The organism is Xanthobacteraceae bacterium (assembly GCA_019454205.1).
Classification (GTDB): Bacteria; Pseudomonadota; Alphaproteobacteria; order Rhizobiales; family Xanthobacteraceae.
This window is the reverse complement of the sequence record CP075369.1, coordinates 779161-805506: the sequence shown is the minus strand read 5'-3', so window position 1 is coordinate 805506 and position 26346 is coordinate 779161. Positions and strand designations below refer to the sequence as shown.

Below are 26346 nucleotides of genomic sequence, written 5' to 3'. Positions count from 1 at the left end.
GTTGCAGCGGCATGCTATTTGTGGCGTCTAGCGGCCAACGGAGGATTCTGGATATGCGCTTCAAGTTTGCCGTTTTTGCCTTGCTGGCGATTTTCATTCTGCCGGCTTCCGCGCAGGTCGACATGCGCGACCCGGTCACGGGCCAGTGGATTTCCGGCCGCAAGAACCAGAACATCGCACCGCCACGCAGTGGCGGCTTCCTCTCGATCTTCGGCGGCACGACCTCGATCGACACGAAGTATGCGCCCGGCAGCATCGTAATCATCACGAAGAAGCGCAAACTCTATTACGTGACCGCACCCGGCAGCGCGATCGAATACAACATCGGCGTCGGCCGCGTCGGCTTCACCTGGTCCGGGACGCATCGCGTATCCGCGAAGAAGGAATGGCCGACCTGGACGCCGCCGGCGCAGATGCATGCGCGCCAGCGGGGCCTGCCGAAACAGATGAAAGGCGGACCGGACAATCCGCTCGGCGCGCGCGCTATCTATCTCGGCTCGACGCTCTATCGCATCCACGGCTCGAACGATCCGGATTCGATCGGTCAGGCGGACTCCTCCGGCTGCTTCCGCATGCACAACGAGGACGTGATCGACCTCTACAGCCGCGTCGCCATCGGCGCGACGGTTTACGTCATCAACTGACGCATCTCCACAGGATGAAAGAAAAGGGCCGGAGATTTTCCGGCCCTTTTGCTTTGGCGGTTCAGTGCTTGTGTTTGGGTGGCGCTGCGCCGGAATCCCGCGACAGGCCTTTCGCCGCGAGTTCCTCGAGATAGCGCGCGAAACGCGGCTGCTGGTCGCTGCCGAGTTCGTGCAGATATTTCCAGGTGAAGATTCCGGTCGAGTGCAGATCGTCGAATACGAGCCGCACTGCGTAATTCCCTACCGGATGCACTTCGAGGATACGGACATTGCGCTTGCCCGGCACAGTCTGGCGCTCGTCCGGGCTGTGGCCCTGCACTTCCGCGCTCGGACTTTCGACGCGCAGATATTCCGCCGGCAGCGTGAACGACCTGCCGTCGTCAAAAGTCACCGCAATGCCGCTGCGGTCGCCAAGCAGCCGGATTTCCGTCGGCCAAGGAAGATTATTGTCGGTCATCAATGTCTCCGGCGGCGAACCTACCTATATGCATGGGTACGGCAAGCCATGCCGCGTTGCGGCTTTACGCGCACGATAATCTTGGCCAAAGTCACTGGGAATCTGCGGGAAATGCTCAAAATCGTAAGAAAACCCGCCAAAAAAGCCGCCCGATGAACGATTTTCGTCCGATTCCGGGGAATTCCTCGACTTCCCCCGCGCTGGTAGACCCTTTTGGGCGCCAGATCAGCTATCTGCGCGTGTCGGTTACGGACCGCTGCGACTTCCGCTGCGTCTATTGCATGTCCGAGCACATGACGTTCCTCCCCAAACCGGACCTGCTGACGCTGGAGGAACTCGACCGCATCTGCACGGCGTTCGTGGACCGCGGGGTAGAGAAGCTGCGCATCACCGGCGGCGAGCCGCTGGTGCGGCGCGACATCATGACCTTGTTCCGCTCGCTCTCGCGCCATCTCGACAGCGGCAGGCTGCATGAATTGACGCTGACCACCAACGGCTCGCAACTCGCGCGCTTCGCGAAAGAGCTGGCGGGCTACGGCATCAAGCGCATCAACGTCTCGCTCGACACCCTCGACCCAGCCAAGTTCAAGGCGCTGACGCGCTGGGGCGACCTCTCGAAGGTGCTGGCCGGAATCGACGCCGCGCAGGAAGCCGGCATCCACATCAAGATCAACGCGGTCGCGCTGAAAGACGACAACGAGCACGAAATTCCCGCGCTGATCGAATGGGCGCACGGCCGCGGCATGTGCATTTCCCTTATCGAAGTGATGCCGCTCGGCGATGTCGGCGCGGAGCGCGTCGATCAATACCTGCCGCTGTCGCTGGTACGCGCGCGCCTCGCCGAAAAATTCACGATGGAAGAGACCGATTACCGCACCGGCGGTCCTTCGCGGTACGTCCGCCTGAAGGAAACCGGCGGCAAGCTCGGCTTCATCACGCCGCTGACCCATAACTTCTGCGAAGGCTGCAACCGGGTGCGCCTCACCTGCACCGGCACGCTTTATATGTGTCTCGGCCAGGAAGATGCCGCCGACCTGCGCTCGCCGATGCGCGCCTCGTCCTCGAACGACCTGCTCTACACGGCAATCGAGAACGCCATCGCGCGCAAGCCGAAGGGGCATGACTTCGTCATCGACCGCCGCACCAAGCAACCCGCCGTTCGCCGCCACATGAGCCATACCGGCGGCTAAGCGCCCTGCCCGGCGGCCAAACAAGTTTTCATTCGTGACCCAGCAAACGGACGCCCATCCGCTCTCCGCGAACATGCGGAGCATTTTCTACATGATCTGCGCGTCGGCCTCGTTCGCGGGGAACGACATCTGCAACAAGGTCGCGGTCCAGTATCTTCCGGTTCCCGAGATCCTCACCATCCGCGGCATCTTCGCGTCGATCTTCGCCTTCGCTCTGGTCTGCGCGGTTCACGGCGCGCGAACGCTGCCGACAATCACGAACCGTTATGTCGTGATCCGCAGCATTATCGAGTCGCTGGTCGGGCCGGTGCTGATCACCGCGTACTTTTTTCTGCCGGTTGCGACCGTCACCTCGATCATGCAGTTCGGACCATTCGTCGGCATGATCGTTGGCGTCTGGCTGTTTCGCGAGCAAGTGGGCTGGCGGCGCTGGCTGGCGGCCATCGCTGCGTTCTGCGGCGTTATGCTGATCATCAAACCCGGCGGCGCCGGCTTTCAACCGGTCGCTTTCATCGTGCTGATTGCCACGCTGCTTACGGTGTTGCGCGACATGCAATCGCGCAAGATCGGCGCGAGCGCGCCGCCGTTCGTGGTGTCGCTTGCGACTTCACTGGTCGGCATCGTGATTGCACTCATCCTTGCACCACTGATGCGGCCATTCGCCATCGGTCCCTGGGGAGAGTGGGTCTGGCCCGCGGCCTATCCGCTGGCCGTGACCATCGCGTCGTCAGCGTTTCTGGTCAGCGCGCACGCCTTCGCGTTTCTGGCGTTCCGTTCGGGCGACATGGCTGTGGTTTCGCCGTTTCGCTATTTCAATCTGCTGTTCGCTGTGATCGGCGGCATCTTCGTATTCGCAGAGTGGCCGGACCGTATCTCAATTCTTGGCATGTTACTGGTTGTTACGGCCGGGATTTATCTCCTGCATCGCGAGCGGACGCGCGCGAAGAAGCCTGCCGCCACGTAGACGTTGCCGCAGGACCTGAGGCGTAAATACCCGGCCCGCCGAGGATAAAGTCCGCGTAAACAGTTCCATACGAAACGGCTTCCCGTGGGCCTGTCCGGGGGCAGCTTGATCGAAGGTATTGTTTGGTTATGGTGCCCGGAAACCGGACGGGTTAAGGACAGGCCCAAAAAACGCCGCCTTATCAGTCCGGCCAGTCAGGGGGGAAGTTGTCGTGCGCGCATTACTTGCGATCAGCCGTGCTATTGACGCTGTAAACACCTATCTCGGCCGCGCCGTTTCGTGGCTCATCGTGCTCGCCATCACCGTTTCCACGATTAACGCGATCATCCGCAAGCTGCTGAACCAATCCTCGAACGCCTGGCTCGAACTTCAGTGGTACCTGTTCGCCGCGGTGTTCCTGCTCTGCGCGTCATGGACGCTGATTTCCAACGAACATATTCGCATCGACATCATCAACAACACGTTCTCGAAGCGCGTGCGCAACTGGATCGACATGATCGGCCACGTCTTCGCGCTGGTTCCATTCTGCATCGTGATGATCTGGACCTCGATCCCGTTCTTCCTCGCCTCTTACCGTCTTGGCGAACGCTCGTTCAGCGCGGGCGGCCTGCCGCAATGGCCGGCCAAGATGCTCATTCCGGTCGCCTTCACGATCCTGCTGGTGCAGGCGTTCTCCGAGATCATCAAACGCGCCGCGATCATGAAGGGCGTTATTCCCGATCCGTATGACGGCCCGCAGCTCAGCGCCGCGGAAGCCGAGGCGGAAAGACTGCTTCAGGCAGCAAACGAAAAGCCCTGAGTCGAGCCAGCCCGGAGCCAATTGAAATGACCGCCTTCCTCATTCACAACATGGCGCCGATCATGTTCGGCACACTCGTCGTGTGCCTGCTGATCGGTTACCCGGCCACCTTCACGCTGGCCGCCGTGGGCCTGTTCTTCGGCGTAATCGGCATCGAACTCGGCCTGTTCGCGCCGAACTTCCTGCAAGCGCTTCCCGAGCGCGTCTACGGCACGATGAACAACGACACGCTGCTGGCGATTCCGTTCTTCACCTTCATGGGACTGGTGCTGGAGCGAAGCGGCATGGCGGAAGATCTGCTCGACACCATCGGTCAGGTGTTCGGACCGATCCGCGGCGGTCTCGCTTATGCGGTGATCTTCGTCGGCGCGCTGCTGGCAGCGACCACCGGAGTCGTCGCAGCATCCGTGATCTCGATGGGCCTGATCTCGCTCCCGATCATGCTGCGCTACGGCTACGACCGGCGGCTGGCTTCCGGCGTGATCGCGGCCTCCGGCACGCTTGCGCAGATCATTCCCCCGTCGCTGGTGCTGATCGTGATGGCCGACCAGCTCGGCCGCTCGGTCGGCGACATGTACGAGGGCGCGTTCATTCCGGGCCTCGTACTCTCCTCGCTTTATGCAGGCTATGTATTTCTAGTCACAATGATCTTCCCGCATCGCGCGCCCGGCCTGCCGCCGGAAGCGCAAACCCTGAAGGAAGACGGCGAAAAACGCCCGCTGCGCACGGCGACGAACTTCCTCGGTCTGACGATCGCGGTGCCGTTGCTGACATTCATCATGGTCGCACTGTTCCTGTTCGTGATCACGGCCGCGGTCGGCGGTCTGTTCAACACGAACGCGATCTCGAACGCCATCGCGCTCCCGGCACCGTTCGGAAGCTATCTGACCGCGCTGGATTTCATCGCCCTCGCCGCCGCGTTCTACATGCTTTATCGCGGCGTGCGTAACGCAAACTTCCATACGCAGCCGCACGCGAACCTTGCGCTGCTTGCCGTCGTCAGCGGCGCGGTCGGCGTGATCATCATGCGCCGCTTCGACTCGAAGGGCGCGGATTTCGTCGTGCTCTCGATGTTCATTTCCATCATCTTTGCGTTCCTCGTGTCGATCGGGGACCGCTGGCGCGGCTTCGCAGGCGTGCTCGGCTCGCTCGTGGCGATGGTGGTGGCAGCCTATCTGTTCATCCTCGACCCTGTTCCGGTCGCGCCGGGCTATCTCGCGCAATTCCATGTGCTGCTGCGCGCGCTGACTGCAATCGGCGGCGGATTGGCGGCATTCCTTGCGGTTGGTTTCGTTCTCGGCTCGGTACCCGTGCTGCGCGGACCGCTGCTGTCCGAAATGTCGCGTCAGGTGACATCGGTCATGGTGCCGCCGCTGGCGCTCATCTTCCTCGTGCTCGGCACGATCTTCATCGGCCTCGCGACGCCGACCGAAGGCGGCGCGATGGGTGCCGCGGGCGCGGTCATTCTTGCAATCATGAAAGGCCGCCTCAATTTCAACCTGCTGAAACAGGCGACCCATTCCACCGCGAAGCTATCCGCGTTCGTGTTGTTCATCCTGATCGGCGCGCGCGTGTTCTCGCTGACGTTCTACGGGGTGGACGGTCACAAGTGGGTGGAAGAACTGCTGGTTTCGTTGCCCGGCGGCCAGATCGGCTTCCTGATCGTCGTCAACGCCATCGTGTTCATTCTCGCCTTCTTCCTCGACTTCTTCGAACTGGCGTTCATCGTCGTGCCGCTGCTCGGCCCGGCGGCGGAACGGCTCGGCATCGACCTGATCTGGTTCGGCATCATCCTCGGCGTCAACATGCAGACCTCGTTCATGCATCCGCCGTTCGGTTTCGCGCTGTTCTACCTGCGTTCGGTTGCGCCGAAGGAATCCTATGTCGACCGCATCAGCGGGCAGATGACGGCAGGCGTCACCACCGGCCAGATTTACTGGGGCGCGGTGCCGTTCGTCGTGATCCAGTGCATCATGGTGCTGCTGGTGATCCTGTTCCCGCAGATGGTGCTGCACTACAAGGGAACCGCCACCGGCATCGATCCCAGCAAGGTGAAGATCGAGATTCAGTTGCCCGACGATCAGCCTCCGCTGAAGCTGGACTGACCGGAAATAAAAAAAACCCCGGAGCATCGCTCCGGGGTTTCTCTTTTGTAGCCCGCGGCCGTTACGAACGGCGCGCGCGGATCTGGAAACCGTCGAACGAATATTCGGCGACCTGCCACCAGAAATACTGCTCATTGCGGAACGCCATGTACGAGTCGTGGATCTTCTTGAAGTTCTCGTTCTTCGCAGAAGTCTCCGTGTACACCTCGTTGGCGGCCTTGTAGCAGGTCTCCATGATCGCCGTGGAGAACGGCTGCAGCTTGGCACCGCCCGCGACCAGACGGCGGAGCGCGCCGGGGTTGCCGGCGTCGTACTTCGCCATCATGTGGGTGTTCGCGGTTTGCGCGGCGTTCTCGAGGATGGCTTTATAAGCCTTCGGCAGTGCGTTGTACTTCTCGAGGTTCACCATCGCGTGGAGCATCGGGCCGCCTTCCCACCAGCCGGGGTAGTAATAGAACGGTGCGACCTTCGCGAAGCCGAGCTTCTCGTCGTCATAAGGTCCGACCCACTCGGCGGCGTCGATCGTGCCGCGTTCCAGCGCCTGATAGATTTCGCCGCCTGCGATCTGCTGCGGCACAACGCCGAGCTTCGCGAGCACCTGACCGGCGAAACCGCCGATACGCATCTTCAGACCCTTCAGGTCGTTGACCGTCTTGATCTCCTTGCGGAACCAGCCGCCCATCTGACAGCCGGTGTTACCCGCCATGAAGCCGATCGCGTTGTGCTTGGCGAAGAAGCCATTGAGCAGGTCGTTGCCGCCGCCATACAGGCACCAGGCATCCATCATGCGCTGGTTGAGGCCGAACGGTACCGCGGTAGCAAACGCAAACGTCGGATCCTTGCCGACGTAGTAGTAGTTGGCGGTGTGGCACATTTCGACGGTGCCGTTCGTGACCGCGTCGAGCGCCTGAAGGCCCGGCACGATTTCGCCCGCCGCAAATACCTGAATCTGGAATTTGCCGTCGGTCGCCTCGTTCACCGCCTTCGCGAGCACTTCGGCCGCGCCGTAGATGGTATCGAGCGCCTTCGGAAAGCTGGAAGTCAGACGCCACTTAATTTCGGGCGCGGATTGCGCGATAGCCGGCGAAGCTACCGTGGCGGCGGCTACCGAGCCGCCGGCAAGTTGCAAAAACTTACGACGTTTCATTGAGCATTCCCCCTTAACCTGGAAAGGTTTTTTCGTTGCTGACGGCAGGGTCTCTGGTCCCGGCCATCTGGGGGAAGCATGGCCGACTGTTTCGCGAAAATCCAGCCAAGCATCAAACTGGTTATGCCGCATAGCAAAAACGCCGCGATCTTTCGACCGCGGCGTCTTTTCGTTTGCTTTTATGCGCTGATTACGCGCGGAAATTACGAACCATGAAGCTGTCGAAGGAGTATTCGGCGACCTGCCACCAGAAATACTCCTCGTTACGAAACTTCTGCATCAGGTCGATGTACTTCTTGAAGTTCTCGTTCTTGGCGGAGATTTCCGCCCAGAGTTCGTTCGTGGCCTTGAGGCATGCGGACAGGATTTCGTTCGAGAACGGACGAAGCTGTGCTTTCGCCGCGATCAGGCGGCGAAGCGCCTGCGGGTTCAGCACGTCGTAGCGCGCCTGCATCCAGGTGTTCGCGTACGCAGCGGCGTTCACCAACGCGGCCTGATAGTGCTTCGGCAGTGCGTTGTACTTCTCAAGATTGAAGAACGCGTGCGTGGTCGGACCGCCTTCCCAGAAACCGGGGTAGTAGTAGAACGGCGCGACCTTCGCGAAGCCGAGCTTCTCGTCGTCATAGGGACCGACCCATTCGGCGGCGTCGATCGTGCCGCGCTCCAGCGCCTGATAGATTTCGCCGCCCGCGATCTGCTGCGGCACGACGCCGAGTTTCGCGAGCACCTGACCGGCGATGCCGCCGATGCGGAACTTCAGACCCTTGAGATCTTCGACGGTCTTGATCTCCTTACGGAACCAGCCGCCCATTTGCGTGCCGGTGTTGCCGAGCGGCAGCGCGTTCACGCCGTAGTTCTTGTAGAACTCGTTCCAGGCTTCGGTGCCTTCGTTGCCCGAGAGCCAGGCGTTCTGCTGGCGCGCGTTCAGTCCGAACGGAACGGACGCAGCGATCGCGAACGTCGGATCCTTGCCGACATAGTAATAGGAGACGGTGTGGCAAGCTTCGACGGTGCCGTTCTGGGTGGCATCGAGCGCCTGCAGCGCCGGAACGATTTCGCCGCCGGCGAATACCTGGACCTGGAACTTGCCGTCGGTGGCTTCCGACAGACGCTTGGCGAAAACTTCGCCACCGCCATAGATGGTGTCGAGCGCCTTCGGGAAGCTCGACGTCATGCGCCATTTAATTTCGGGGTTCGACTGCGCAATAGCGGGCGCGGCAACTGCGCTGGCGGCGATACCGGCGCCTGCGGCCTTCAAAAACTGACGACGTTTCACTTCGGTTTTCCTCCTGACAAAACGGAATGCGGCTGCATCCCGCCCGGCGGAAGGCGGTAGCACGGTTTCCGCCGGAAAAACGGGCATAGCTATGCGTGTTTGCGGGAACTTGTATGCGAGCTATGCCGATGCGGTCATTCGGAACCGACGAAAGTTCAACCGCCCCGTAAATTGCCGCTACGGCAGCTTCGCGCGTTTTATTTCAGTTTCGCGGCGGCGATCCGGGCGGCCGAGGCCGAGGCCAGAAATGCGGCGTTCTGGACCGGCTGCCCGCCGGGACGCTTGACCCCCGGATAGGCGCGTTCTGCGAGCTGCAGCGCACTCGCGATTGCCTTGGCCGCGGCCGGATCGGCCTTTTCCAGTTCACCCCGTATTTTTCCGTATTCGCTCCGGGCAACCAGCGCGAAACCAAGGCCATCGAGATAGGGTTCGAGCTTCGGGTCTTTCAGGGCCACCGCATATTGCGAAGCGGCGCGGTCCAGCATGTCGGCGATCACTTGCGCCTTCAACGCGAGTGGAGAAAGCGGAGATTTCGGCGCAGCCCTTTCCGCTTGCGCGATGGCTTCGAGCACATCGTCCACCGCCTTTTTCACTTCAGCGGATGGCGCCTTGCGCGCGGCAGCGGCAATGGCCGCCTCGATCTTCGTGCCGAGACCGGTGACGCCGCGTTTCTTGAATACGTCTTCCAGCACCGCGAAGATTTCGGAATGGCCGTGCGCGAACATTTCCGTACCGGCCTGCTGCTCATTACCCTGATAGACGGCAAAGCCCGCCTGAAAATGCGCGGCAATCACTTGCAGGGCGATGTTGTATTTCACCGCATCCTTGTCCGCGGCTTCCGCATCGACGCCCGCCTCGCCGCCTTCGTTCTCGCCGCCCTGCCCTTGCGGGGCAGCCTGCGCGAATTGAACGCGATCACGCTGCTGCCACTGCGGCGTAGCATCCGGGCTGGTGAGGCTAGTGCCGTCGAGCAGTGCGCGCGGATTGCTTTCCGCTGCCGATGGCGTTGCGCCCGCGACCAATGCGACGCCGACACCGAGCCAGATTTTGCTGCGTTTCATCTGCGCCTCTCTTTCGGAGAATCCGGCTTCACCTTAAACTCCGGGCGCATAGACGGTCCATGTGCCCCACGAAGTTTTTAATCGCTCCAGATGCAACTCGCCATCGCCAATGTCCTCAGCGCCGAAGAAGCCGCCGAAGTCCGCGCGGCGCTCGCAAACGTGCGCTTCCTCGACGGGCGCGCCACCGCGGGTTTTGCCGCCCGCGAAGTGAAAGACAACAGACAAGCGGATTCCCTCGACCGCAACGTCAAGGCAATCCAGCAGATGACCGGCGACCGCATCGCGGCTAACGAATTGTTCTCGCTCGCCGCGCGGCCGAAACAGATCACTCCGGTCGTGTTCTCGAAATACGAACAGGGCATGCGCTACGGCAGCCATGTCGACGACGCGCTGATGCGCGGAATGCGCAGCGACGTTTCCTTCACGCTGTTCCTGTCGCCGATGGAATCCTATGAAGGCGGCGAACTCGTGATCGAAACGGCTTCGGGAGAAGACGCGATCAAGCTGGAAGCCGGTTCCATGGTGGTCTATCCGGCGACGACGCTGCACCGTGTGAACGAGGTAACGCGCGGCGAGCGGCTGGCCGCGGTTGGATGGGTGCGCAGCTTCATCCGCGACGCGGCGAAGCGCGAACTGTTGTTCGACCTCGATACAGCGCGCAAGCGCCTGTTCGCGCGCGACGGCAAGAGCGAAGACTACGACCTGCTCTCGAAGTCTTCCGCCAACCTGCTGCGGATGTGGGCGGAAGACTAGACCGCTTCAGTTTTCGATTACGATTTTCGGCGCTGCGCGCTTCGCGCCGCCGCCTTCGAGCGCACCCCGCACGCGGGCCGCGATCTCTTTGTATATCTTCGCGTGCGGGCTGTCGGGCTGTGTGGCGACAATGGGCTTGCCCGCATCCGACGCTTCGCGGATTTGCAACTCCAGCGGCACCTCGCCGAGGAACTGCACATTCCAGCGGTCGGCCTCGTGCCGTGCACCGCCGTGGCTGAAGATATCCGAACGCTCGCCGCACTTCGGGCAGAGGAAGTAGCTCATGTTCTCGACAATGCCGAGCACCGGTACATCGACGCGGCGGAACATGGCAATGCCGCGGCGCGCGTCGATCAGTGCGAGATCCTGCGGCGTCGAAACAATCACTGCGCCTGCCAGCGGCACCTGTTGCGCGAGCGTGAGCTGCGCGTCGCCGGTGCCCGGAGGCATGTCGACGACGATGACGTCGAGCGGCCCCCAATCCACCTCGCGCAGCATCTGCGTGATCGCGGACTGCACCATCGGTCCGCGCCAGATCATCGGCGTATCTTCATCGACAAGGAAGCCGATCGACATGACCTTGAGGCCGTAAGCCTCCATCGGCTTTAGCGTGCGGCCGCCGACCATTTCCGGCTTGCCTTTCAGCGCGAGCAGCCGCGGCATTGACGGACCGTAGATATCGGCGTCGAGGATGCCGACTTTCAATCCGAGCGATTGCAGGCCGAGCGCGAGATTGACTGCTGTGGTGGATTTACCGACGCCGCCCTTGCCGGAAGCGACCGCGATGATCGCCTTCACGCCGGGCACGCCCTGCACCGCCTGATGCGCGCCACGCGGACCGCCTTGCGGCGCGGGTCCGCGCTGCGGCGCCGCGGCGGGCGCGGAACCGGCCTTACGTTCCGCAGTCAGTGCGATCAGCACGGAAGCGACGCCCGGAACAGCCTTGATGATTTCCTCTGCGCGTTTGCGTACGCCTTCCCAAGCCTGCGCTTCGGAAGCGTCGACGGTGAGCGATGCGAATACCTTGCCGCTGGTGACGACGAGGCCGGAAAGCTTGCCGGACGAAACGATGTCCTTGCCGTCAGGACCCTTGACTTGCATCAATTCGGCGCGGATTTGTTCTGGCGTTGCGGTCATTCTTGTACTCCCGCGCGGGAGATAGCATTTCCCGCCGGGTCCGTCTCGCGGCTACTTGCTCTTGTTTACTTGCCCTCGAAGCGGGGCAGCCGCTTCTCGCGGAACGCCTTTACGCCTTCCATGAAATCATCCGAGCGGCCGGCCTGACGCTGCGCGTCGCGCTCGATTTCGAGTTGCGCCGCCAGATCGTTGCCGCCGCTCGCCATCAGCGCCTGTTTGGCAAGGCGATAGGCCAGCGTCGGGCCTGCGGCGAGGATGGCCGCGTGCTTCGCGACTTCGCCGCTGAAAATATCGTCGTCGAAAACCTTCCACGCCATGCCCATGCGCTCGCAGTCTTCCGCCGGGATGCGGTCGGCGAACAGCGCCATGCCGAGCGCGCGCTTGAGGCCCACGAGTCGCGGCAGGAACCAGGTTCCGCCGGCGTCCGGCACCAATCCGATCCGCGCAAAGGCCTGCTGCAAATACGCGGAGCGCGCCATCAGGATGATATCGCAGGCAAGCGCGAGGTTCGCGCCCGCGCCGGCGGCGGGACCGTTCACCGCGGCGATAGTCGGCACCGGAAACGATGCCAGCCGCAACACCAGCGGATTGTAGTGCTTGCCGAGCGCTTCCCCGGCATCGAGTTTCGAGGGGTCGTCCACGTTACGCTCGGTGAGATCCTGTCCCGAGCAGAATGCGCGGCCGTCACCGGTGAGGACGAGGCAGCGCACATTACCGTCCGCCTCGACACGATCGAGCGCATCGCGGATTTCCGGATGCATCCCGGCATTGATGGCGTTCAGCCGGTCCGGGCGTGCAAGCGCGAGCGTTGCGACCGAACCCGCGACTTCAAACCGGATGTTTTCGTATTTCGCGCTCATGCGGCTTACGCTTTCGCGCTGGGACGCGAGGAAACGGAGGCGTGCCAGCGCGCGAGGTTCTTCATCTCTGGCGTGATGGAAAGTTTGATGACCCGCATGAAATCAACCGTGCAGAGCGCGGTGATGTCGGCAACGGTGAAGCGGTTGCCTGCGACGTATTCGCGTTTTCCCAATTCGGAATCGAGGAAACCGACGAAGTCCGCCGCCTTGTCCCTGCACGCGGTAGCCCAGTCCGGTACCTGCGGTTTTTCGCGTTGCGCCATTGCCGGGCTGCCGTGCCGGAAGGATTGGGACACCGGTCCGTAGAAATGCAGTTCCAGCCGCCGGTTCCACATCTCCACCAGCGCGCTTTCCAGTGCATCCTTGCCGAACAGGTTCGGTTCGGGATGGAGCTTCTCGAAGTAAAGACAGATCGCGACCGACTCGGAGATGAATGTTCCGTCGTCCAGTTCCAGCACCGGCACGCGCTGCATCGGGTTCTTGGCGGTGAACGCCTCTCCGAACTGTTCGAGGCCGCCGAGATCGACCTCCTGCTTTGGTACGTCGATGCCTTTTTCGGCCAGAAAGATACGAACGCGGCGCGGATTGGGCGCGCGGCTCATGTCATACAATTTCATGCGGTCGGCCTCCCTCGAAAAGTGGAACACGCGGACAGGAACCGTTCAAGCGCTAGGAAAGTATGGGTGATCCGCAATTTACTTTTCGTTAACCATGTGCATCAGCCCCACATTAACCACCCGCGCGCGATGGTGAGCGCGCAGGTTTGCGGGACTTCGGGCAATCGCAGGTTTCGTTGACCAGCACGCGCGCTACATCCTCGTGGTGCCGCGGCGGCGGGCTTCTCTGGAACGGTATTGCGTAGACATGGCGTATAACGCCCGCGGGGACGAACAGGCGGCCGATGCCGCACGGGCCGCACATGAGCGGCGGCTGCGGCTGAACCGCAGCGTTCGCGATGCGCGCGACGTCCTCACCTCGACCTCAGGCGTAAAACCGGCCTTCGACTACGAACTGCTGCGCCTTTACGCCGAGCACCGCATTGGCGCGTCGCTCGCACTCTTTATGTTGATCTCGCTGGTCGGCATCGCCTCGTCGCTATGGACTGGCGGTCTCGGCGCCGTCATCTGGACGATGATCGCGCTGACCATCCACTCGCTGAACGTTGCTGCGTGCCGCCGCTTCCTCGACTCGCCCGCCGATCCGGCGCTGATGCAGCGCTACCGCATCCTGTTCACGATGTTCGACCTGATCTTCGGTGTGTCGTGGGTCTTGATCGTTAACGTGCTGGTTGGTCTTGGCGCGCAGGGTTCCGGCGACTTCTCGCTATTCGCAATGTTGTTGGTCGTCGCGGTGTTCTCGATGCTCGCGGCGAGCATCCCGAGCGCGGTCTATGCCGCCACCCTGCCCGTCGCGGGCGTGGTGACGCTGCATTACCTCCTGCGCGGTACGCCGCAGGATGTGGTGCTCGCCATTCTGACCATCGGCGCGGAAGCCTATTTCGTGATGGTCGCGGGCCGCCTGCACATCGCGGCCGTTTCCGCGTTGGAAGCGCGCGCGCAGCTCGACACGCTGATCGGCGAACTCGAACAGTCGAAGGCGAAATCGGACGAGGCCGCCCGCCGCGCCGAAGCCGCCAACCTCGCGAAGTCTCGCTTCCTCGCGCAGATGTCTCACGAATTGCGGACGCCGCTGAACGCGATCCTCGGCTTCTCGGAAGTGATGAAGGACGAAGTGCTCGGCGCCCATTCGGTGCCCGCCTACAAGGAATATGCCGCCGACATCCACGACTCCGGCGGGCATCTCCTGAACCTCATCAACGAAATCCTCGACCTCTCGCGCATCGAGGCGGGGCGCTACGAACTGAACGAAGAGCCGGTGAACGTGGTCTTCATCGCGGAAGACTGCCACCACATGACCAAGATGCGCGCGGGTGTTCGCGGCATCACCATCCACGCATTGTACGAGCCGGACCTGCCCAAGCTCTGGGCCGACGAACGCGCGCTGCGCCAGATCTGCCTCAACCTGCTCTCGAACGCGATCAAGTTCACGCCGCAGGGCGGCGAAGTTTTCGTCAAGGTCGGCTGGACTGCGTCCGGTGGCCAATACATCAGCGTGCGCGATACCGGACCCGGTATTCCGGAAGAAGAAATCCCAGTGGTGCTGGCTTCGTTCGGCCAGGGTTCCAACGCCATCAAGAGCGCCGAACAGGGCGCTGGCCTCGGCCTGCCTATCGTGAAGGGTCTGGTCGATCTTCACGGCGGTACTTTCACGCTGCGTTCGAAGCTGCGCGAAGGCACCGAAGTGCTCGTCACCTTCCCTGCCGAGCGTGTCATGGCCGCGCTGGCTCCGGTCACCGACGAGGCACCGTTGCAGCCGAAATACGAGCAAAAGCCCGCTCGCACGGCCGCCGCCTCGCGGGCATAATAGTCCGTGCCCGATTCCGGAAACGAGGGCGGAGTCCGCACCGGCATGATACCGACACTCAACGATCTTCTCGCTTGGCTGCGCAACGAAACCGCGCTTCCCGTCCCCGCGCCGGAAACGGAAGAAAACCCAGCCATGCCGAACCCCGCTGCGGCTTCCGTCGCAGGCGCCATCCTCGGTCTTTGCGGCGCGCTGGCGCTCCTGCTTTGCTGGCTCTTGTGGCTGCCTTCGCTCGCGATTGCTGCTGGCACCGTCGCTGCGCTCGCGATTGCGGGCGGCATGAAGAAGGAAGGCGGCATGGTGCGCGCGGGGGACAAGCTCTCGTTCGCCGGCGGCGGCAATGCGCTGCTGATCGTGTTGCTGCTGTTCGAGACCGCCGCGCTTGATGGCCTCATTGTTTATCACGCACCGAGTGCCGCGCTCGCGGTGATCACCGCGGTAATGCTCGGCTTGACCGTGACGGTGGCTTTCCGCTCGACCCAGCCCGCCCGCAACATCATCGAGCCGGGCGAAGCGTTCGCCGGCGAGAAAGGCGGCCCGCTGCAAGGCCTGCTGATCGGCGCAGTCGTGCTGGCAATCGTACTGCTGCTGCCTGCCTATCGCATCGGCCCGACCGCTGCCGCGCTGATCGCGGCGCTCGCGGCCTTCACCATTGTCGCCGCGGTAGCGCGCAAGCAAAGCGAAAGCGACGTGCCGGATTTTTCGGCGCTTGCCGGAAAGGCGGCGGAAATCGCCGTGCTGGTTTTCGTGCTCGCGCTGCTGCGCAGTTCGTGAGGCCGTCTTGCGTTCGGAAAAATTGCTCTGGCTTGTTATTCTTGGGCTATGTGCCGCCGTCGGCGTGCTCATCTATCGCCATGACGAAGGCAGCGTAGCCTCGCTCGATGCCAATTCGTTCGCGAGCCTCGTCTATCTGCTGGCGCTGCTGGCGCTGGTGGGCGGCGGGGCTTACGGAATGTTCTATGGCGGATTTCAGGAGAGCCTGCGCTCGCTTGCACGCACCGCCGCGCTCTGGATCGCCATCATCGGTTTTTTCGCTTTGATGTACGTCTATCGTGCCGATCTTGGCCGCGCTTTCGATAGTGTTTTCTCGGCGCAGGATCCGATCGCGCGCGAGATCGTCACCGGGTCGATCAACCGTATGATCCGGGTCGAACGCGACACCAACGGCGAGTTCAACGTGCGCGTGAATATCAACAACGCGCCGGTCAAGATGCTGGTTGATACGGGCGCTTCCAGCGTGGTGCTGACGGTGGAAGCCGCGCGCGCCGCCGGACTGCCGGTCGATCTCCTGAAATACGACGTCACCATCGACACCGCGAAAGGCCGCAGCTTCGCAGCCGCCGTCGTGCTCGACGAAATCCGCATCGGCAACATCATCGAGCGCCGCGTGCCCGCGCTGATCGCACGGCCGGGCCAATTGCGCACCAGCCTGCTCGGCATGAGCTTCCTGATGCGGCTGGAATCTTTCGAGGTGCGCGGACAGCAGCTGGTGCTGAACGGCCGCCGCTGACGGCGGTCAGAACCAGCCCATCAGACTCGCGAAGAAGCGGATCGCGACGACCATCAGAAAGACGCCGAACGCGACTTCCAGCCTGCGCCGCGGCCAGGCATGGGCCATCCTCGCGCCATAGGGTGCGGCAAGCACACTCATCGGCGCGAACACCGCGACCGCGAGCAGCGACACATAACCGATAGACAGGGGCGGCATCAGCGCCTGCTGGGGCCAGCCCGCGATCATGTAACCGATCACGCCGGGAATCGAGATCAGCACGCCGACGCCTGCGGACGTCGAAACCGCGCGATGGATCGAGACGCCATAGAGCGTCAGAAACAATACCGCGTAAGCGCCACCGCCAATTCCCATGAGGGCGGAGACGACGCCAATCGCAAGCCCGACCGCGGCGGTCACGCCCTTGCCCGGCAACAGGTCGGCGATGCGCCAGCTTTCGCGGCCGAAGAACAGCTTGAGCGCCATCAGCGTCGCGAAGACAACGAAGATGAGTTTGAAAACCGTCGCGCTCGCGAAGTAGGCGATGAACGATCCGATCACGACACCGGCGATGATCGGCAGCGCCCAGATTTTCAGAACCTCGTCATCTACCATGCCCTTGGCGCGATGCGCGAAGTAGGAGCGGATCGAGGTCGGCACGATCAGCGCAAGCGCGGTACCGACGCAAAGCTGCATGCGCACTTCGTCCGCGACGCCGAGCGCCTTGAACACTTCATACATGACCGGAACGGAGATGGCCGCGCCGCCGATGCCGAGAAGACCGGCAAAGATGCCGGTCAACGTACCGGCAATGAGGATCGCGCCGACCAGAACCGCGAGTTCGCCCGCGGGTATTCCAAGGATTGTCATGCGGCGCTTTGTGCCGGGATTTCCGATGAAATGAAAGCCAGCGCCTCGCGCAGTACCCATGCATTTGCGCCGGGCTTCACCGCTTCGGTCGCGAGGTGACGGCGGTAAAGCCGTGCGCCGGGCTTGCCGCGGAACGCACCGAGCAGATGCTTCGTGATGTCGTGCAGGCGTACGCCGTTTGCCAGTTCGCGCTCGATATAAGGGACGAGCTTCTCGAACGCCTCCCCGATATTCGCGACCGGCGCAGGCTCGCCGAAGAACGCGGGATCGACGCCGAGCAATAGCTCCGGCGCGTCATAGGCGGCGCGGCCGAGCATCACGCCGTCGACATGGGGAAGATGATCTTTCGCATCTACGAGAGAAGCGATGCCGCCATTGAGGATGACGGGATAGTTGCCCAGTCTTTTCTTCAGGCGAAACACACGGTCGTAATTCAGCGGCGGCACGTCGCGGTTCTCGCGCGGGCTTAGCCCCTGCAACCACGCCTTGCGCGCATGGACGATGAGGGCATCCGCGCCCGCCGCGACCATCGCATCGGCAAAGCCGTCGAGCGCTTCTTCCTCGTCCTGATCGTCGATGCCGATACGGCATTTCACGGTGACGGGAATTTTCACCGCGGCCTTCATCGCCGCAACGCCGTCGGCGACGCGCCGAGGCTCCGCCATCAGGCAAGCGCCGAAGAAGCCGCTTTTCACGCGGTCCGAAGGACAGCCGCAATTGAGGTTCACTTCGTCGTAGCCGAAATCTTCCGCGATCTTCGCGCTGGCCGCGATATCCTTCGCATCGGACCCCCCAAGCTGGATCGCGACCGGATGTTCCTGCGCATCGAAGCCGAGCAGCCGCTCGCGGTCTCCGTGCAGCACCGCGCCGGTCGTGATCATCTCCGTATAGAGCCGCGCGCGGCGCGACAGCAGCCGATGGAAGAACCGGCAATGCCGGTCGGTCCATTCCATCATCGGCGCAACGGAAAAACGCATCGCGTTCGCCAGATCGGGGCTGGTCTTCGTCATGGGCAAGCCAATGGCCCATAACGCGCTGCGCAGCAAGGGGCGCCGTTATTCCGGCGTTCTCCTCTCGTATTCCGGCCGCAGGACATTCGTGTTCAAGTCGATCTCACCGAAAAAGGAGACCGGAAGAATGAAATTGTATTACGCGCCCGGAACATGCGCCCTCGCCTGCTGGATCGCGCTGAAATGGGCGGGAGCGGAATTCGAGGCCGTTAAGGCCGACTATGCATCGGCTGAGTTCAAGCGCGTGAACCCGCTCGCGATGGTACCGGCACTCGACATCGGCGGAGCACGTGCGATGACGCAGGTGGATGCCATCATGCATTACATCATCGAGCGCTATCCCGACGCGAGGCTCGGCGCCGACGACGACATCAACGGCCGTTTCGAATTCAACGAGACCATGGCTTTCCTGACCGGCGACTTCCATCCGGCGTTCTGGCCGTTCTTTTCGCCGCAGCGCTACACCGTCAGCAAGGAGCAGACTGCGCTCGACGATGTCCGCACCGCATCGCACGCCCGCATCGCCCGCGTGATGGACCACCTCGAAGGCATGATCGGAAACGGCGAGCACGTTTACCGCAACCGCCGTACGCTGGCCGATCCCTATGCATTCATCATGGCGCGCTGGACCGCACGGCTGCCGAAAACGTGGCGCGACTATCCGAACATCAGCCGCCTGTTCGCGAACATGGAGAAAGACGAAGCGGTGCAGGAAGTGTTGCGTCTCTCCGCGGCGCGTTGATCGTGAGCGGCGCGTAAGCCGTACAGATACGGCTTACGCCGCGTCTGCTTTCCTGTCGAAGTGCTCGCGCGCGGCGACAATCCTGCCGTAATGGGTTTCCGCCCAACGCACGAGTGCGCCGACCGGCTCCAGCAGCGAATGGCCCAGCGGCGTCAGCCGGTATTCGACGCTCGGCGGCTGCGTGGGGAACACGGTGCGGGTGATGAGGCCGTTGCGTTGCAGATCGCGCAAGGTTTGCGTCAGCATCCGCTGCGAGATGTCGGGGATGAGCCTGCGCAGTTCGCCGAAGCGGTACGCCTTCTCGGAAAGCGCGAGCAGCATCAGCGTGCTCCACTTGTCGCCGATCTGGTCGAGCACCTGCCGCACCGGACATTCGCCGAGATTCTGCCCGGAGATATTCTGCTCGCGCAGCACGTCCTGAATTTTCCGCGACGGCTTGGTTTGCCGCGATGCCTTGGGCTGCCGTTTCATGCTGGCTCTCTTGTCATAGCGAAGCTCTTGGTGAAGCTCTTGCCGGTTCCCTGGAAGTAACCAGCGCCCTGCAAACTGCCTTCTTTACGGGGCGCTATCGATCTCTCATGTAGTTATGGTCTCAAAAAGAGACCATATCACGATTTGTACATGGGAAGCACGACGATGGCAAACCAGCCCACTCTCCTCGTCACCGGCGCAAGCGGCCAGCTCGGCCGCCGCGCGGTGGAAATTCTGCTCGAACCCAAGGCCGGAAACGTAATCGCGGGCACACGCGATCCCGCGAAGATTGCCGATCTCGCGGCCAAGGGAGCGGAAGTACGCAGGGTGGATTTCGACGACCCGTCGCTTGCAGACAGCTTCAAGGGCGTGGACCGCTTGCTCCTGATCTCGACCGACGCCCTCGACACGCCGGGCAAGCGCCTGAAGCAGCACAAGGCGGCGATAGAAGCCGCGAAGAAGGCCGGGGTGAAGCACATCGTCTACACATCGATGCCGAAACCGGAACCGGGTTCGCCGATCACCTTCGCGCCCGATCACTACGGCACTGAGGTAGCGCTTGCGGAAAGCGGCATCGGCTGGACCGTGCTGCGCAACGCCTGGTACCAGGAAAATCTCCTCCATTCGCTCCCGCAGGCGCTCGCATCCGGCAAATGGTTTTCGGCGGCAGGCGACGGCAAGGTCGCGCATGTCGCACGCGAAGATGCGGCGTTTGCCGCGGCGGCCGCGCTCGCAGCACCCCCGAACGGCAATGCACGCTACGACATCACCGGCGCGCAACCGTTGACGACTTCGGAAATCGCGAAGCTCGCATCCGAAGCGACCGGCAAGCCAGTCGAGGTCGTCAACGTCAGCGACGAGCAGTTGACGCAGGGCATGATCGCGGCGGGAATGCCCACCTTCCTCGCGCCGGTGTTCGCGAGCTTCGACACGAATACGCGCGCGGGAAATGCCGCGCTCGCAACCGGCGACGTGCAAAAGCTCACTGGTCGCACGCCGCGTTCGCTGCAGCAGTTTTTCGCCGCCAACAAAGATGCGCTGCTGCAAGCGCATTGAACGAAGCAAAGGTTATGGGACGGCCGTTCTTCGGCCGTCCTTTTACTTCGTAAGCCGCGCGGCAAATCGTCTTGCTTGTCCTGCGCGAGCGTGCCGATTTTCAGCCGCTGTGCGAGGATGTGCTATCTGCATGCAATGCGGCGCGTCTATTTTATCATTGGGTTCTTCTTCGTTGCGCTCGGTTTTGTCGGCGCGTTCCTGCCGTTGCTCCCCACCACGCCATTCCTGATCCTTGCCGCCGCCTGCTTCGCCCGCTCCTCGCCGCGGTTCGAGCACTGGCTTCTGACCCACAAACGCTTCGGCCCGATGCTGCGCAACTGGCGCGAACGCGGCGCGATCTCATGGCGCGCGAAACTGACGGCGCTTGCCGGATCGAGCCTGGGGATGGTCCTGTTCTGGGTCTTCCATCGGCCCGAACCGCTGTTGATGGCGGCGGTGGCCGTGCTGGTCTTTGCGGGAATCGCCTACGTATTCACGCGACCATCTGCCGGTTAGCTGCGCAATACCTGTTCCAGCCGCCCGTCCTTGACGCCCTCCCGATAGCGCGAAAATGTCGTTTCCAAAGCCGCTGTCCGAACGGCAACAAAGGAAACGCCAGTGCCCGTCCCCCTTCAGTTCCAGGGCCGCCTGACCATCCCCGCGGTGGCGGCGCCCATGTTCCTCGTCTCCAATCCCGATCTCGTGGTGGAATGTTGCAAGGCCGGGATCGTCGGCACCTTCCCGGCGCTGAACCAGCGCTCCAGCGCGGGCTACGAGGAATGGCTGGTCGAGATCAACGAGCGCCTCGCCAAGCACGAACGCGACACTGGCAAGAAGACCGCGCCGTTCGGCGTGAACCTGATCGTTCACAAGAGCAATCCGCGCGTCGAACCGGACCTCGAAATTTCCCGCAAGCATAAAGTGCCGCTCATCATCACCTCGCTCGGCGCGGTGAAGGAACTGGTCGGCGCGGTGCAGGGTTACGGCGGCCTCGTCTTCCATGACGTCATCAACCTGCGCCATGCGCGCAAGGCGGCGGAAGCGGGCGTAGACGGGCTGATCGGCGTCTGCGCCGGCGCGGGCGGCCACGCGGGGCTGCTGTCGCCGTTCGCACTGATTCCGGAAATCCGGAAATTCTTTGCCAAAACGATTTTGCTTTCCGGCGTGATGTCCACCGGCCGCCACATCGCTGCGGCGAAGCTGATCGGCGCGGACCTCGCCTATCTCGGCACGCGCTTCATTGCGACCAAGGAAAGCAAAGCAGACGACCGGTTCAAGAGCATGATCGTCGATACCAATGCGTCCGACATCGTTTACACCGCGGCGATTTCCGGCGTACACGGCAACTTCCTGATGCCGTCGATTGCCGCGCACGGCGGAAAAATCGATCTAGACTCCTCGCACAAGATGAGCATCGAGCACGAAGGCCGCGCTTGGAAGGACGTATGGTCCGCCGGTCAAGGCGTCGGCTCCATCGACGACGTGCCGACGACCGCCGAGCTTTGCGCGCGGCTGATCAAGGAATACCGCGACGCGCTGGAAGAACTCGCCGACGAGCGCGCATCCATCGCCGCACAGTAACAGAGTAAAGCGATGAATCCCGAAACCTGGCTCGATATTCCGTTCCTGACGCTGTCCGATCTCGTTCGCGACCACGCGAAAGAGCGGAGCAAACATCCCGCCGTGATTCAGGATGAGCGCCGCCTCGATTACGCGGCACTCAATGCATACATGGACCGCATCGCGGCGACCATGCAGCGCGACGGGCTGAAGGCGAAGGATGCCATCGCGATCTGCGCTTCTACCTCCGTCGATTACCTCGCGGTTTTTCTGGCCGCGCTCCGCTGCGGGATCGCAGTCGCGCCACTTGCGCCCTCTTCCACGCCGGAAACCATCGCGACCATGATCGCGGATTCCAACGCGAAACTGTTTTTCCTAGACGCGGCCGTCGCCGCCGAACTGAAGAACGTCGAAAGCGCAATCCGCGCGCGCCGCATTTCCCTCGACGACTCTTCCGCGGGCGAGCCGTATTCAACGTGGCTGGCACCGGAAGGCGCAAAACCCGCACATGCGGATATCGACCCCGCCTCCGCCTTCAACATCATCTATTCGTCGGGCACCACCGGCACGCCGAAAGGCATCGTGCAATCCCACGCCATGCGCTGGGGTCAGGTGCAGCGCGCCGCGATCATCGGTTACACGCCGGACGCGGTGACGATGGTGTCCACGCCGCTCTACTCGAACACCACGCTGGTCAGCGTATTTCCCACGCTCGCGATGGGCGGCACGCTCGTCATGATGGCGAAGTTCGATGTCGAGAAGTTTCTGCACCTCTCGCAGCAGTATCGCGCCAGCCACGCGATGCTGGTTCCGGTGCAGTATCGCCGCATCATGGCGCATCCCGGCTTCGACAGCTTCGATCTCTCCGCTTACGCGAAGGGCATGAAGTTCTCGACCAGCGCGCCATTCGCAGCCGACGTGAAGGCCGACGTGGTGAGGCGCTGGCCCGGCGGCTTGCGCGAATATTACGGCCTCACCGAAGGCGGCGGCACCTGCATGCTCGCGGCGGATGTCTACCCGCACAAGCTGCATACGGTCGGTCAGCCGCTCCCCGGACACGACATGCGCCTGATCGACGAGAACGGCGAGGAAGTCGGCCCCGGCGAAATCGGCGAAGTGGTCGGCCATTCGCCGATCATGATGAACGGCTACCACAACAATCCGGAAAAGAGCCGCGAGGCGGAGTGGTTCGACAAGACCGGCAAGCGCTTCATCCGCACCGGCGATGTCGGCCGCTTCGACGAGGACGGCTTCCTCACGCTTATGGACCGCAAGAAGGACATGATCATATCGGGCGGCTTCAACATCTATCCGAGCGACATCGAGGCGCTGATGGTGCAGCACCCGGCAGTGCTGGAAGCGGCCGTGGTGGGCGTTCCCTCGATCAAGTGGGGCGAGACGCCGGTCGCTTTCGTCGTGCTGAAACAAGGCGCAGCGGCGGCCGCCAGCGATATCCAGCAATGGACCAACCAGCTCGTCGGCAAGACGCAGCGGCTCGCGCTGGTGCAGGTCGTGCCCTCGCTGCCGCGAAGCGCCATCGGCAAGGTGCTGAAGCGCGAGTTGCGCGATACCGTGCGCCTCGCGGAGAGCGCCTGAAGGCCGCACCGCGCAAGCACGCAGTTGTCATCAAAGCCGCATAATTCGCGCTTTTCCTCCGTCCCCGCAGCGACTAAACCTCGCTGCCTTACGGAGATTCCAAGATGCGCGATGCCGAACCGCAAGCTGTCCGCCTTGCCGATTACCGCCCTTCCGACTGGCTGATCGACAAGGTCGATCTCGACTTCAATCTGGAGCCGAAGGCAACGCGCGTGCGCGCGAAGCTTGCGCTGCGCCGGAACCCGAAGGGGCAGAGGAACGCGGCGCTCTCGCTCGATGGCGACGAACTGAAGCTCGTTTCGCTCAAGGTGAACGGCCGCGCACTGAAGGCGGGCGATTACGAAGCGTCCCCTTCCCGCCTGACCATCGCGAAGCCCGCGGGCAACGAATTCACGCTGGAGATCGAAACCGAAATCGACCCGTCAGCCAACACCAAGCTGATGGGGCTGTTCCGCTCCAACAAGACCTATTGCACGCAATGCGAGGCGGAAGGCTTCCGCCGCATCACCTATTTCCTCGACCGGCCCGACGTGCTCTCGGTCTATACGGTGCGCATCGAGGCGGACAAGGACGACGCGCCGATGCTGCTCTCGAACGGCAATCCGGTCGAGGCGTTCGGCATCAAGGGCACCAACCGCCACTACGCGATCTGGCACGATCCGTTTCCGAAGCCTTCGTATCTGTTCGCGCTGGTCGGCGGGAAACTCGATTACATCGAGGAGCCTTACAAAACCTCGTCCGGCCGCAAGGTGATGCTGCGCATCTTCGTCGAGCCGGGGAAAACCGGCCTCGCGGGCTACGCAATGGACTCGCTTAAGCGCTCCATGCGCTGGGACGAAAAAGTTTTCGGCTGCGAATACGACCTCGACGTGTTCCACATCGTCGCCGTGTCCGACTTCAACATGGGCGCGATGGAGAACAAGGGCCTCAACATCTTCAACGACAAGTACGTGCTCGCCTCGCCCGACACCGCGACCGACATGGACTTCGCGAACATCGAGGCCATCGTCGCGCACGAATACTTCCACAACTGGACCGGCGACCGCATCACCTGCCGCGACTGGTTCCAGCTTTGCCTGAAGGAAGGCCTCACCGTTTTCCGCGATCAGGAGTTCACCGCCGACGAACGCTCGCGGCCGGTCGAGCGTATCCGCGACGTGCGCAACCTGCGCAGTTACCAGTTCGCGGAAGACGCCGGTCCGCTCGCGCATCCGGTGCGGCCGGACACCTATCGCGAGATCAACAACTTCTACACCGTGACCGTGTACGAGAAGGGCGCGGAAGTCGTGCGCATGCTGAAAACGCTGCTCGGCCCGAAGGGTTTTCGCAAAGGCATGGACCTTTACCTGAAGCGCCATGACGGTGACGCGGCGACCATCGAAGATTTCCTCAAGTGCTTCGCAGACGCCAACAAGGCCGACCTCGCGCAGTTCGCGCGCTGGTACAGCCAGGCCGGCACGCCGGAGCTTGCGGTGCGCGGCACGCACGATCCGAAAGCGAAAACCTTCACGCTCGAAATCGAGCAGATGACGCCGCCGACGCCGGGCCAGAGCGCCAAGCGCCCGATGACGATTCCGCTGAAGCTCGGCCTCATCGGCCGCAACGGCCACGACCTTCCGCTGAAAGACGCGAAGGGCAAGCCGGTGCAGAACGATCTCATCGTGCTGAACGAGAAGGCGCAGACCTTCGTATTCAGCGAAGTCGGCGAGATGCCCGCGGTTTCGCTCAACCGCGGTTTCTCCGCGCCGGTGAAAATCTCCAGCAACTTCGGCCGAGAGAACCTGAGCTTCCTCGCGCGCCACGACAGCGATGCTTTCAACCGCTACGAAGCCATTGAGCAACTCGCGACGCAGGAGCTGGTCGCACGCGCGCGCGGCGGTAATACCGACAGTGCTGCGCTGATCGAAGCGCTCGGTGGTGTGCTTTCCGATACTTCGCTCGACGACGCATTCATCGCACAGACGCTCTCGTTTCCCGACGAAGCCGACATCGCGCAGGCGGTCGGCAAGGACGTCGATCCGGGTGCGATCCTGAACGGACGCAATGCGCTGTTGCGCGAAACCGGCCGCGCCCTCGCCCCGAAACTCGCCGCGCATTACGAACGGCTCAGCGCCTCCGGTCCCTATTCGCCGGATGCGGCGAATGCGGGCCGCCGCTCGCTGCGCAACGCCTGCCTCAGCCTGCTGGTCGCGACCGGCGAGCAAAGCGAAATCCGCCGCGCTTCCGCGCAATTCGAGCAGGCGGGCAACATGACCGACCGCACCGCGGCGCTCACGATCCTTTCGCTGCGGCAAACGAACGAACGCGAAGGCGCGCTCGCCGCGTTCGAGCAGCGCTATCGCGACGACCCGCTGGTGCTGGACAAGTGGTTCGCGATTCAGGCCCGCATTGCGGAAGAGGGAACGCTGGAGCGCGTGAAGAAGCTCACGCAGCATCCCGCCTTCTCGATGACCAACCCGAACCGGGTGCGCGCGCTGATCGGCACTTTCGCCGCCGGAAATCCCTCGCAGTTCAATCGGATAGACGGCGCGGGCTACGCCTATATTGCCGACACGGTTCTCGGTTTGGACTCAAAGAACCCGCAGGTCGCGGCCCGCATGCTGTCGTCGTTCAAGAGCTGGCGCGCGCTGGAGCCGCAACGCCGCGCGCTTGCCGAACGGGAACTTCGCAGGATCGCGGGCACGGCCGGTCTCTCCGCCGACGTCGCAGACATCGCGAACCGCTCGCTCGCCTGACGCAAACGGACTCAATCGTTA

Annotated in this window: 25 protein-coding genes; 15 read left to right on the top strand and 10 right to left on the bottom strand. The window is 62.6% G+C overall.

Annotated elements, in window-relative coordinates; translation table 11 throughout:
* Positions 1-53 precede the first annotated feature (53 nt).
* The gene (locus KF794_03915; protein ID QYK45849.1) at positions 54-644 is read left to right on the top strand and encodes a L,D-transpeptidase; all 591 of its coding nucleotides are present in this window, start codon (positions 54-56) and stop codon (positions 642-644) included.
* 61 nt (positions 645-705) lie between these two features.
* On the opposite strand, the gene KF794_03910 is transcribed toward KF794_03915, so the two are convergent.
* Entirely contained in the window at positions 706-1101 is a 396-nt protein-coding gene (locus KF794_03910; GenBank protein ID QYK45848.1) for a DUF971 domain-containing protein, read from the bottom strand.
* Between the two features lie 152 nt (positions 1102-1253).
* On the opposite strand from KF794_03910, the gene moaA reads away from it, so the two are divergent.
* The 4 genes from moaA (at position 1254) to KF794_03890 (ending at position 6159) form a co-directional block, all read left to right on the top strand.
* Complete coding sequence (gene moaA / locus KF794_03905; GenBank protein QYK45847.1) at positions 1254-2291, top strand: GTP 3',8-cyclase MoaA; 1038 nt, start codon at positions 1254-1256, stop codon at positions 2289-2291.
* Positions 2292-2325: 34 nt separating this feature from the next.
* Entirely contained in the window at positions 2326-3255 is a 930-nt protein-coding gene (locus KF794_03900) for a DMT family transporter (protein ID QYK45846.1), read from the top strand.
* A gap of 211 nt (positions 3256-3466) precedes the next feature.
* Positions 3467-4054 carry a TRAP transporter small permease subunit gene (locus KF794_03895; protein QYK45845.1) on the top strand — a complete coding sequence of 196 codons (588 nt, stop codon included), beginning with the start codon at positions 3467-3469 and terminating at the stop codon, positions 4052-4054.
* Positions 4055-4080: 26 nt separating this feature from the next.
* Positions 4081-6159, top strand: a complete 2079-nt coding sequence (locus KF794_03890; GenBank protein QYK45844.1) for a TRAP transporter large permease subunit — start codon at positions 4081-4083, stop codon at positions 6157-6159.
* A gap of 61 nt (positions 6160-6220) precedes the next feature.
* On the opposite strand, the gene KF794_03885 is transcribed toward KF794_03890, so the two are convergent.
* The 3 genes from KF794_03885 to KF794_03875 form a co-directional block, all read right to left on the bottom strand.
* Positions 6221-7306, bottom strand: coding sequence for a TRAP transporter substrate-binding protein (locus tag KF794_03885; GenBank protein QYK45843.1), 1086 nt, complete (start codon positions 7304-7306; stop codon positions 6221-6223).
* A gap of 190 nt (positions 7307-7496) precedes the next feature.
* Entirely contained in the window at positions 7497-8582 is a 1086-nt protein-coding gene (locus tag KF794_03880) for a TRAP transporter substrate-binding protein (protein ID QYK45842.1), read from the bottom strand.
* Between the two features lie 197 nt (positions 8583-8779).
* A complete protein-coding gene (locus KF794_03875) occupies positions 8780-9643 on the bottom strand; it encodes a hypothetical protein (protein QYK45841.1) in 864 nt (287 codons plus the stop codon).
* Positions 9644-9733: 90 nt separating this feature from the next.
* On the opposite strand from KF794_03875, the gene KF794_03870 reads away from it, so the two are divergent.
* On the top strand, positions 9734-10396 hold the full coding sequence (locus tag KF794_03870; GenBank protein QYK45840.1) for a Fe2+-dependent dioxygenase: 663 nt from the start codon (positions 9734-9736) through the stop codon (positions 10394-10396).
* A 6-nt stretch (positions 10397-10402) separates the two neighbouring features.
* Here the strand turns inward: KF794_03870 and apbC are convergent, their stop codons facing one another.
* The 3 genes from apbC to KF794_03855 all read right to left on the bottom strand — a co-directional run bounded on the left by apbC (position 10403) and on the right by KF794_03855 (position 13010).
* The gene (apbC, locus tag KF794_03865; protein ID QYK45839.1) at positions 10403-11533 is read right to left on the bottom strand and encodes an iron-sulfur cluster carrier protein ApbC; all 1131 of its coding nucleotides are present in this window, start codon (positions 11531-11533) and stop codon (positions 10403-10405) included.
* 65 nt (positions 11534-11598) lie between these two features.
* Complete coding sequence (locus KF794_03860; protein QYK45838.1) at positions 11599-12393, bottom strand: enoyl-CoA hydratase/isomerase family protein; 795 nt, start codon at positions 12391-12393, stop codon at positions 11599-11601.
* 5 nt (positions 12394-12398) lie between these two features.
* Positions 12399-13010, bottom strand: coding sequence for a glutathione S-transferase (locus KF794_03855; GenBank protein QYK45837.1), 612 nt, complete (start codon positions 13008-13010; stop codon positions 12399-12401).
* 247 nt (positions 13011-13257) lie between these two features.
* On the opposite strand from KF794_03855, the gene KF794_03850 reads away from it, so the two are divergent.
* Genes KF794_03850 through KF794_03840 form a run of 3 tightly spaced genes read left to right on the top strand, consistent with a single transcriptional unit; the run spans position 13258 to position 16327 of the window.
* Positions 13258-14817: a HAMP domain-containing histidine kinase gene (locus KF794_03850; protein QYK45836.1), complete on the top strand. Its 1560-nt coding sequence runs from the start codon at positions 13258-13260 to the stop codon at positions 14815-14817.
* A gap of 45 nt (positions 14818-14862) precedes the next feature.
* Complete coding sequence (locus tag KF794_03845) at positions 14863-15591, top strand: hypothetical protein (protein ID QYK45835.1); 729 nt, start codon at positions 14863-14865, stop codon at positions 15589-15591.
* Positions 15527-16327, top strand: a complete 801-nt coding sequence (locus KF794_03840) for a TIGR02281 family clan AA aspartic protease (protein QYK45834.1) — start codon at positions 15527-15529, stop codon at positions 16325-16327. Before KF794_03845 ends, KF794_03840 begins: the two co-directional genes overlap by 65 nt.
* 6 nt (positions 16328-16333) lie before the next feature.
* Here KF794_03840 and KF794_03835 read toward each other — a convergent pair whose 3' ends face one another.
* Positions 16334-17176 carry a sulfite exporter TauE/SafE family protein gene (locus KF794_03835; GenBank protein QYK45833.1) on the bottom strand — a complete coding sequence of 281 codons (843 nt, stop codon included), beginning with the start codon at positions 17174-17176 and terminating at the stop codon, positions 16334-16336.
* Positions 17173-18153, bottom strand: a complete 981-nt coding sequence (gene dusA / locus KF794_03830) for a tRNA dihydrouridine(20/20a) synthase DusA (protein QYK46584.1) — start codon at positions 18151-18153, stop codon at positions 17173-17175. Before dusA ends, KF794_03835 begins: the two co-directional genes overlap by 4 nt.
* Before the next feature lie 160 nt (positions 18154-18313).
* Here dusA and KF794_03825 point away from each other — a divergent pair, with 160 nt between their 5' ends.
* A complete protein-coding gene (locus tag KF794_03825) occupies positions 18314-18928 on the top strand; it encodes a glutathione S-transferase family protein (GenBank protein ID QYK45832.1) in 615 nt (204 codons plus the stop codon).
* A 33-nt stretch (positions 18929-18961) separates the two neighbouring features.
* On the opposite strand, the gene KF794_03820 is transcribed toward KF794_03825, so the two are convergent.
* Positions 18962-19399, bottom strand: a complete 438-nt coding sequence (locus KF794_03820; protein QYK45831.1) for a helix-turn-helix transcriptional regulator — start codon at positions 19397-19399, stop codon at positions 18962-18964.
* 165 nt (positions 19400-19564) lie between these two features.
* Between KF794_03820 and KF794_03815 the strand changes: the two genes are divergently transcribed.
* The 5 genes from KF794_03815 to pepN all read left to right on the top strand — a co-directional run bounded on the left by KF794_03815 (position 19565) and on the right by pepN (position 26325).
* The gene (locus tag KF794_03815; GenBank protein QYK45830.1) at positions 19565-20455 is read left to right on the top strand and encodes an SDR family oxidoreductase; all 891 of its coding nucleotides are present in this window, start codon (positions 19565-19567) and stop codon (positions 20453-20455) included.
* Between the two features lie 135 nt (positions 20456-20590).
* The gene (locus KF794_03810; GenBank protein QYK45829.1) at positions 20591-20950 is read left to right on the top strand and encodes a YbaN family protein; all 360 of its coding nucleotides are present in this window, start codon (positions 20591-20593) and stop codon (positions 20948-20950) included.
* A gap of 102 nt (positions 20951-21052) precedes the next feature.
* The gene (locus KF794_03805) at positions 21053-22015 is read left to right on the top strand and encodes a nitronate monooxygenase (protein ID QYK45828.1); all 963 of its coding nucleotides are present in this window, start codon (positions 21053-21055) and stop codon (positions 22013-22015) included.
* 36 nt (positions 22016-22051) lie between these two features.
* Positions 22052-23590: an acyl--CoA ligase gene (locus KF794_03800; GenBank protein ID QYK46583.1), complete on the top strand. Its 1539-nt coding sequence runs from the start codon at positions 22052-22054 to the stop codon at positions 23588-23590.
* A 104-nt stretch (positions 23591-23694) separates the two neighbouring features.
* Positions 23695-26325, top strand: coding sequence for an aminopeptidase N (pepN, locus tag KF794_03795; GenBank protein ID QYK45827.1), 2631 nt, complete (start codon positions 23695-23697; stop codon positions 26323-26325).
* The last annotated feature ends 21 nt before the right edge of the window (positions 26326-26346 follow it).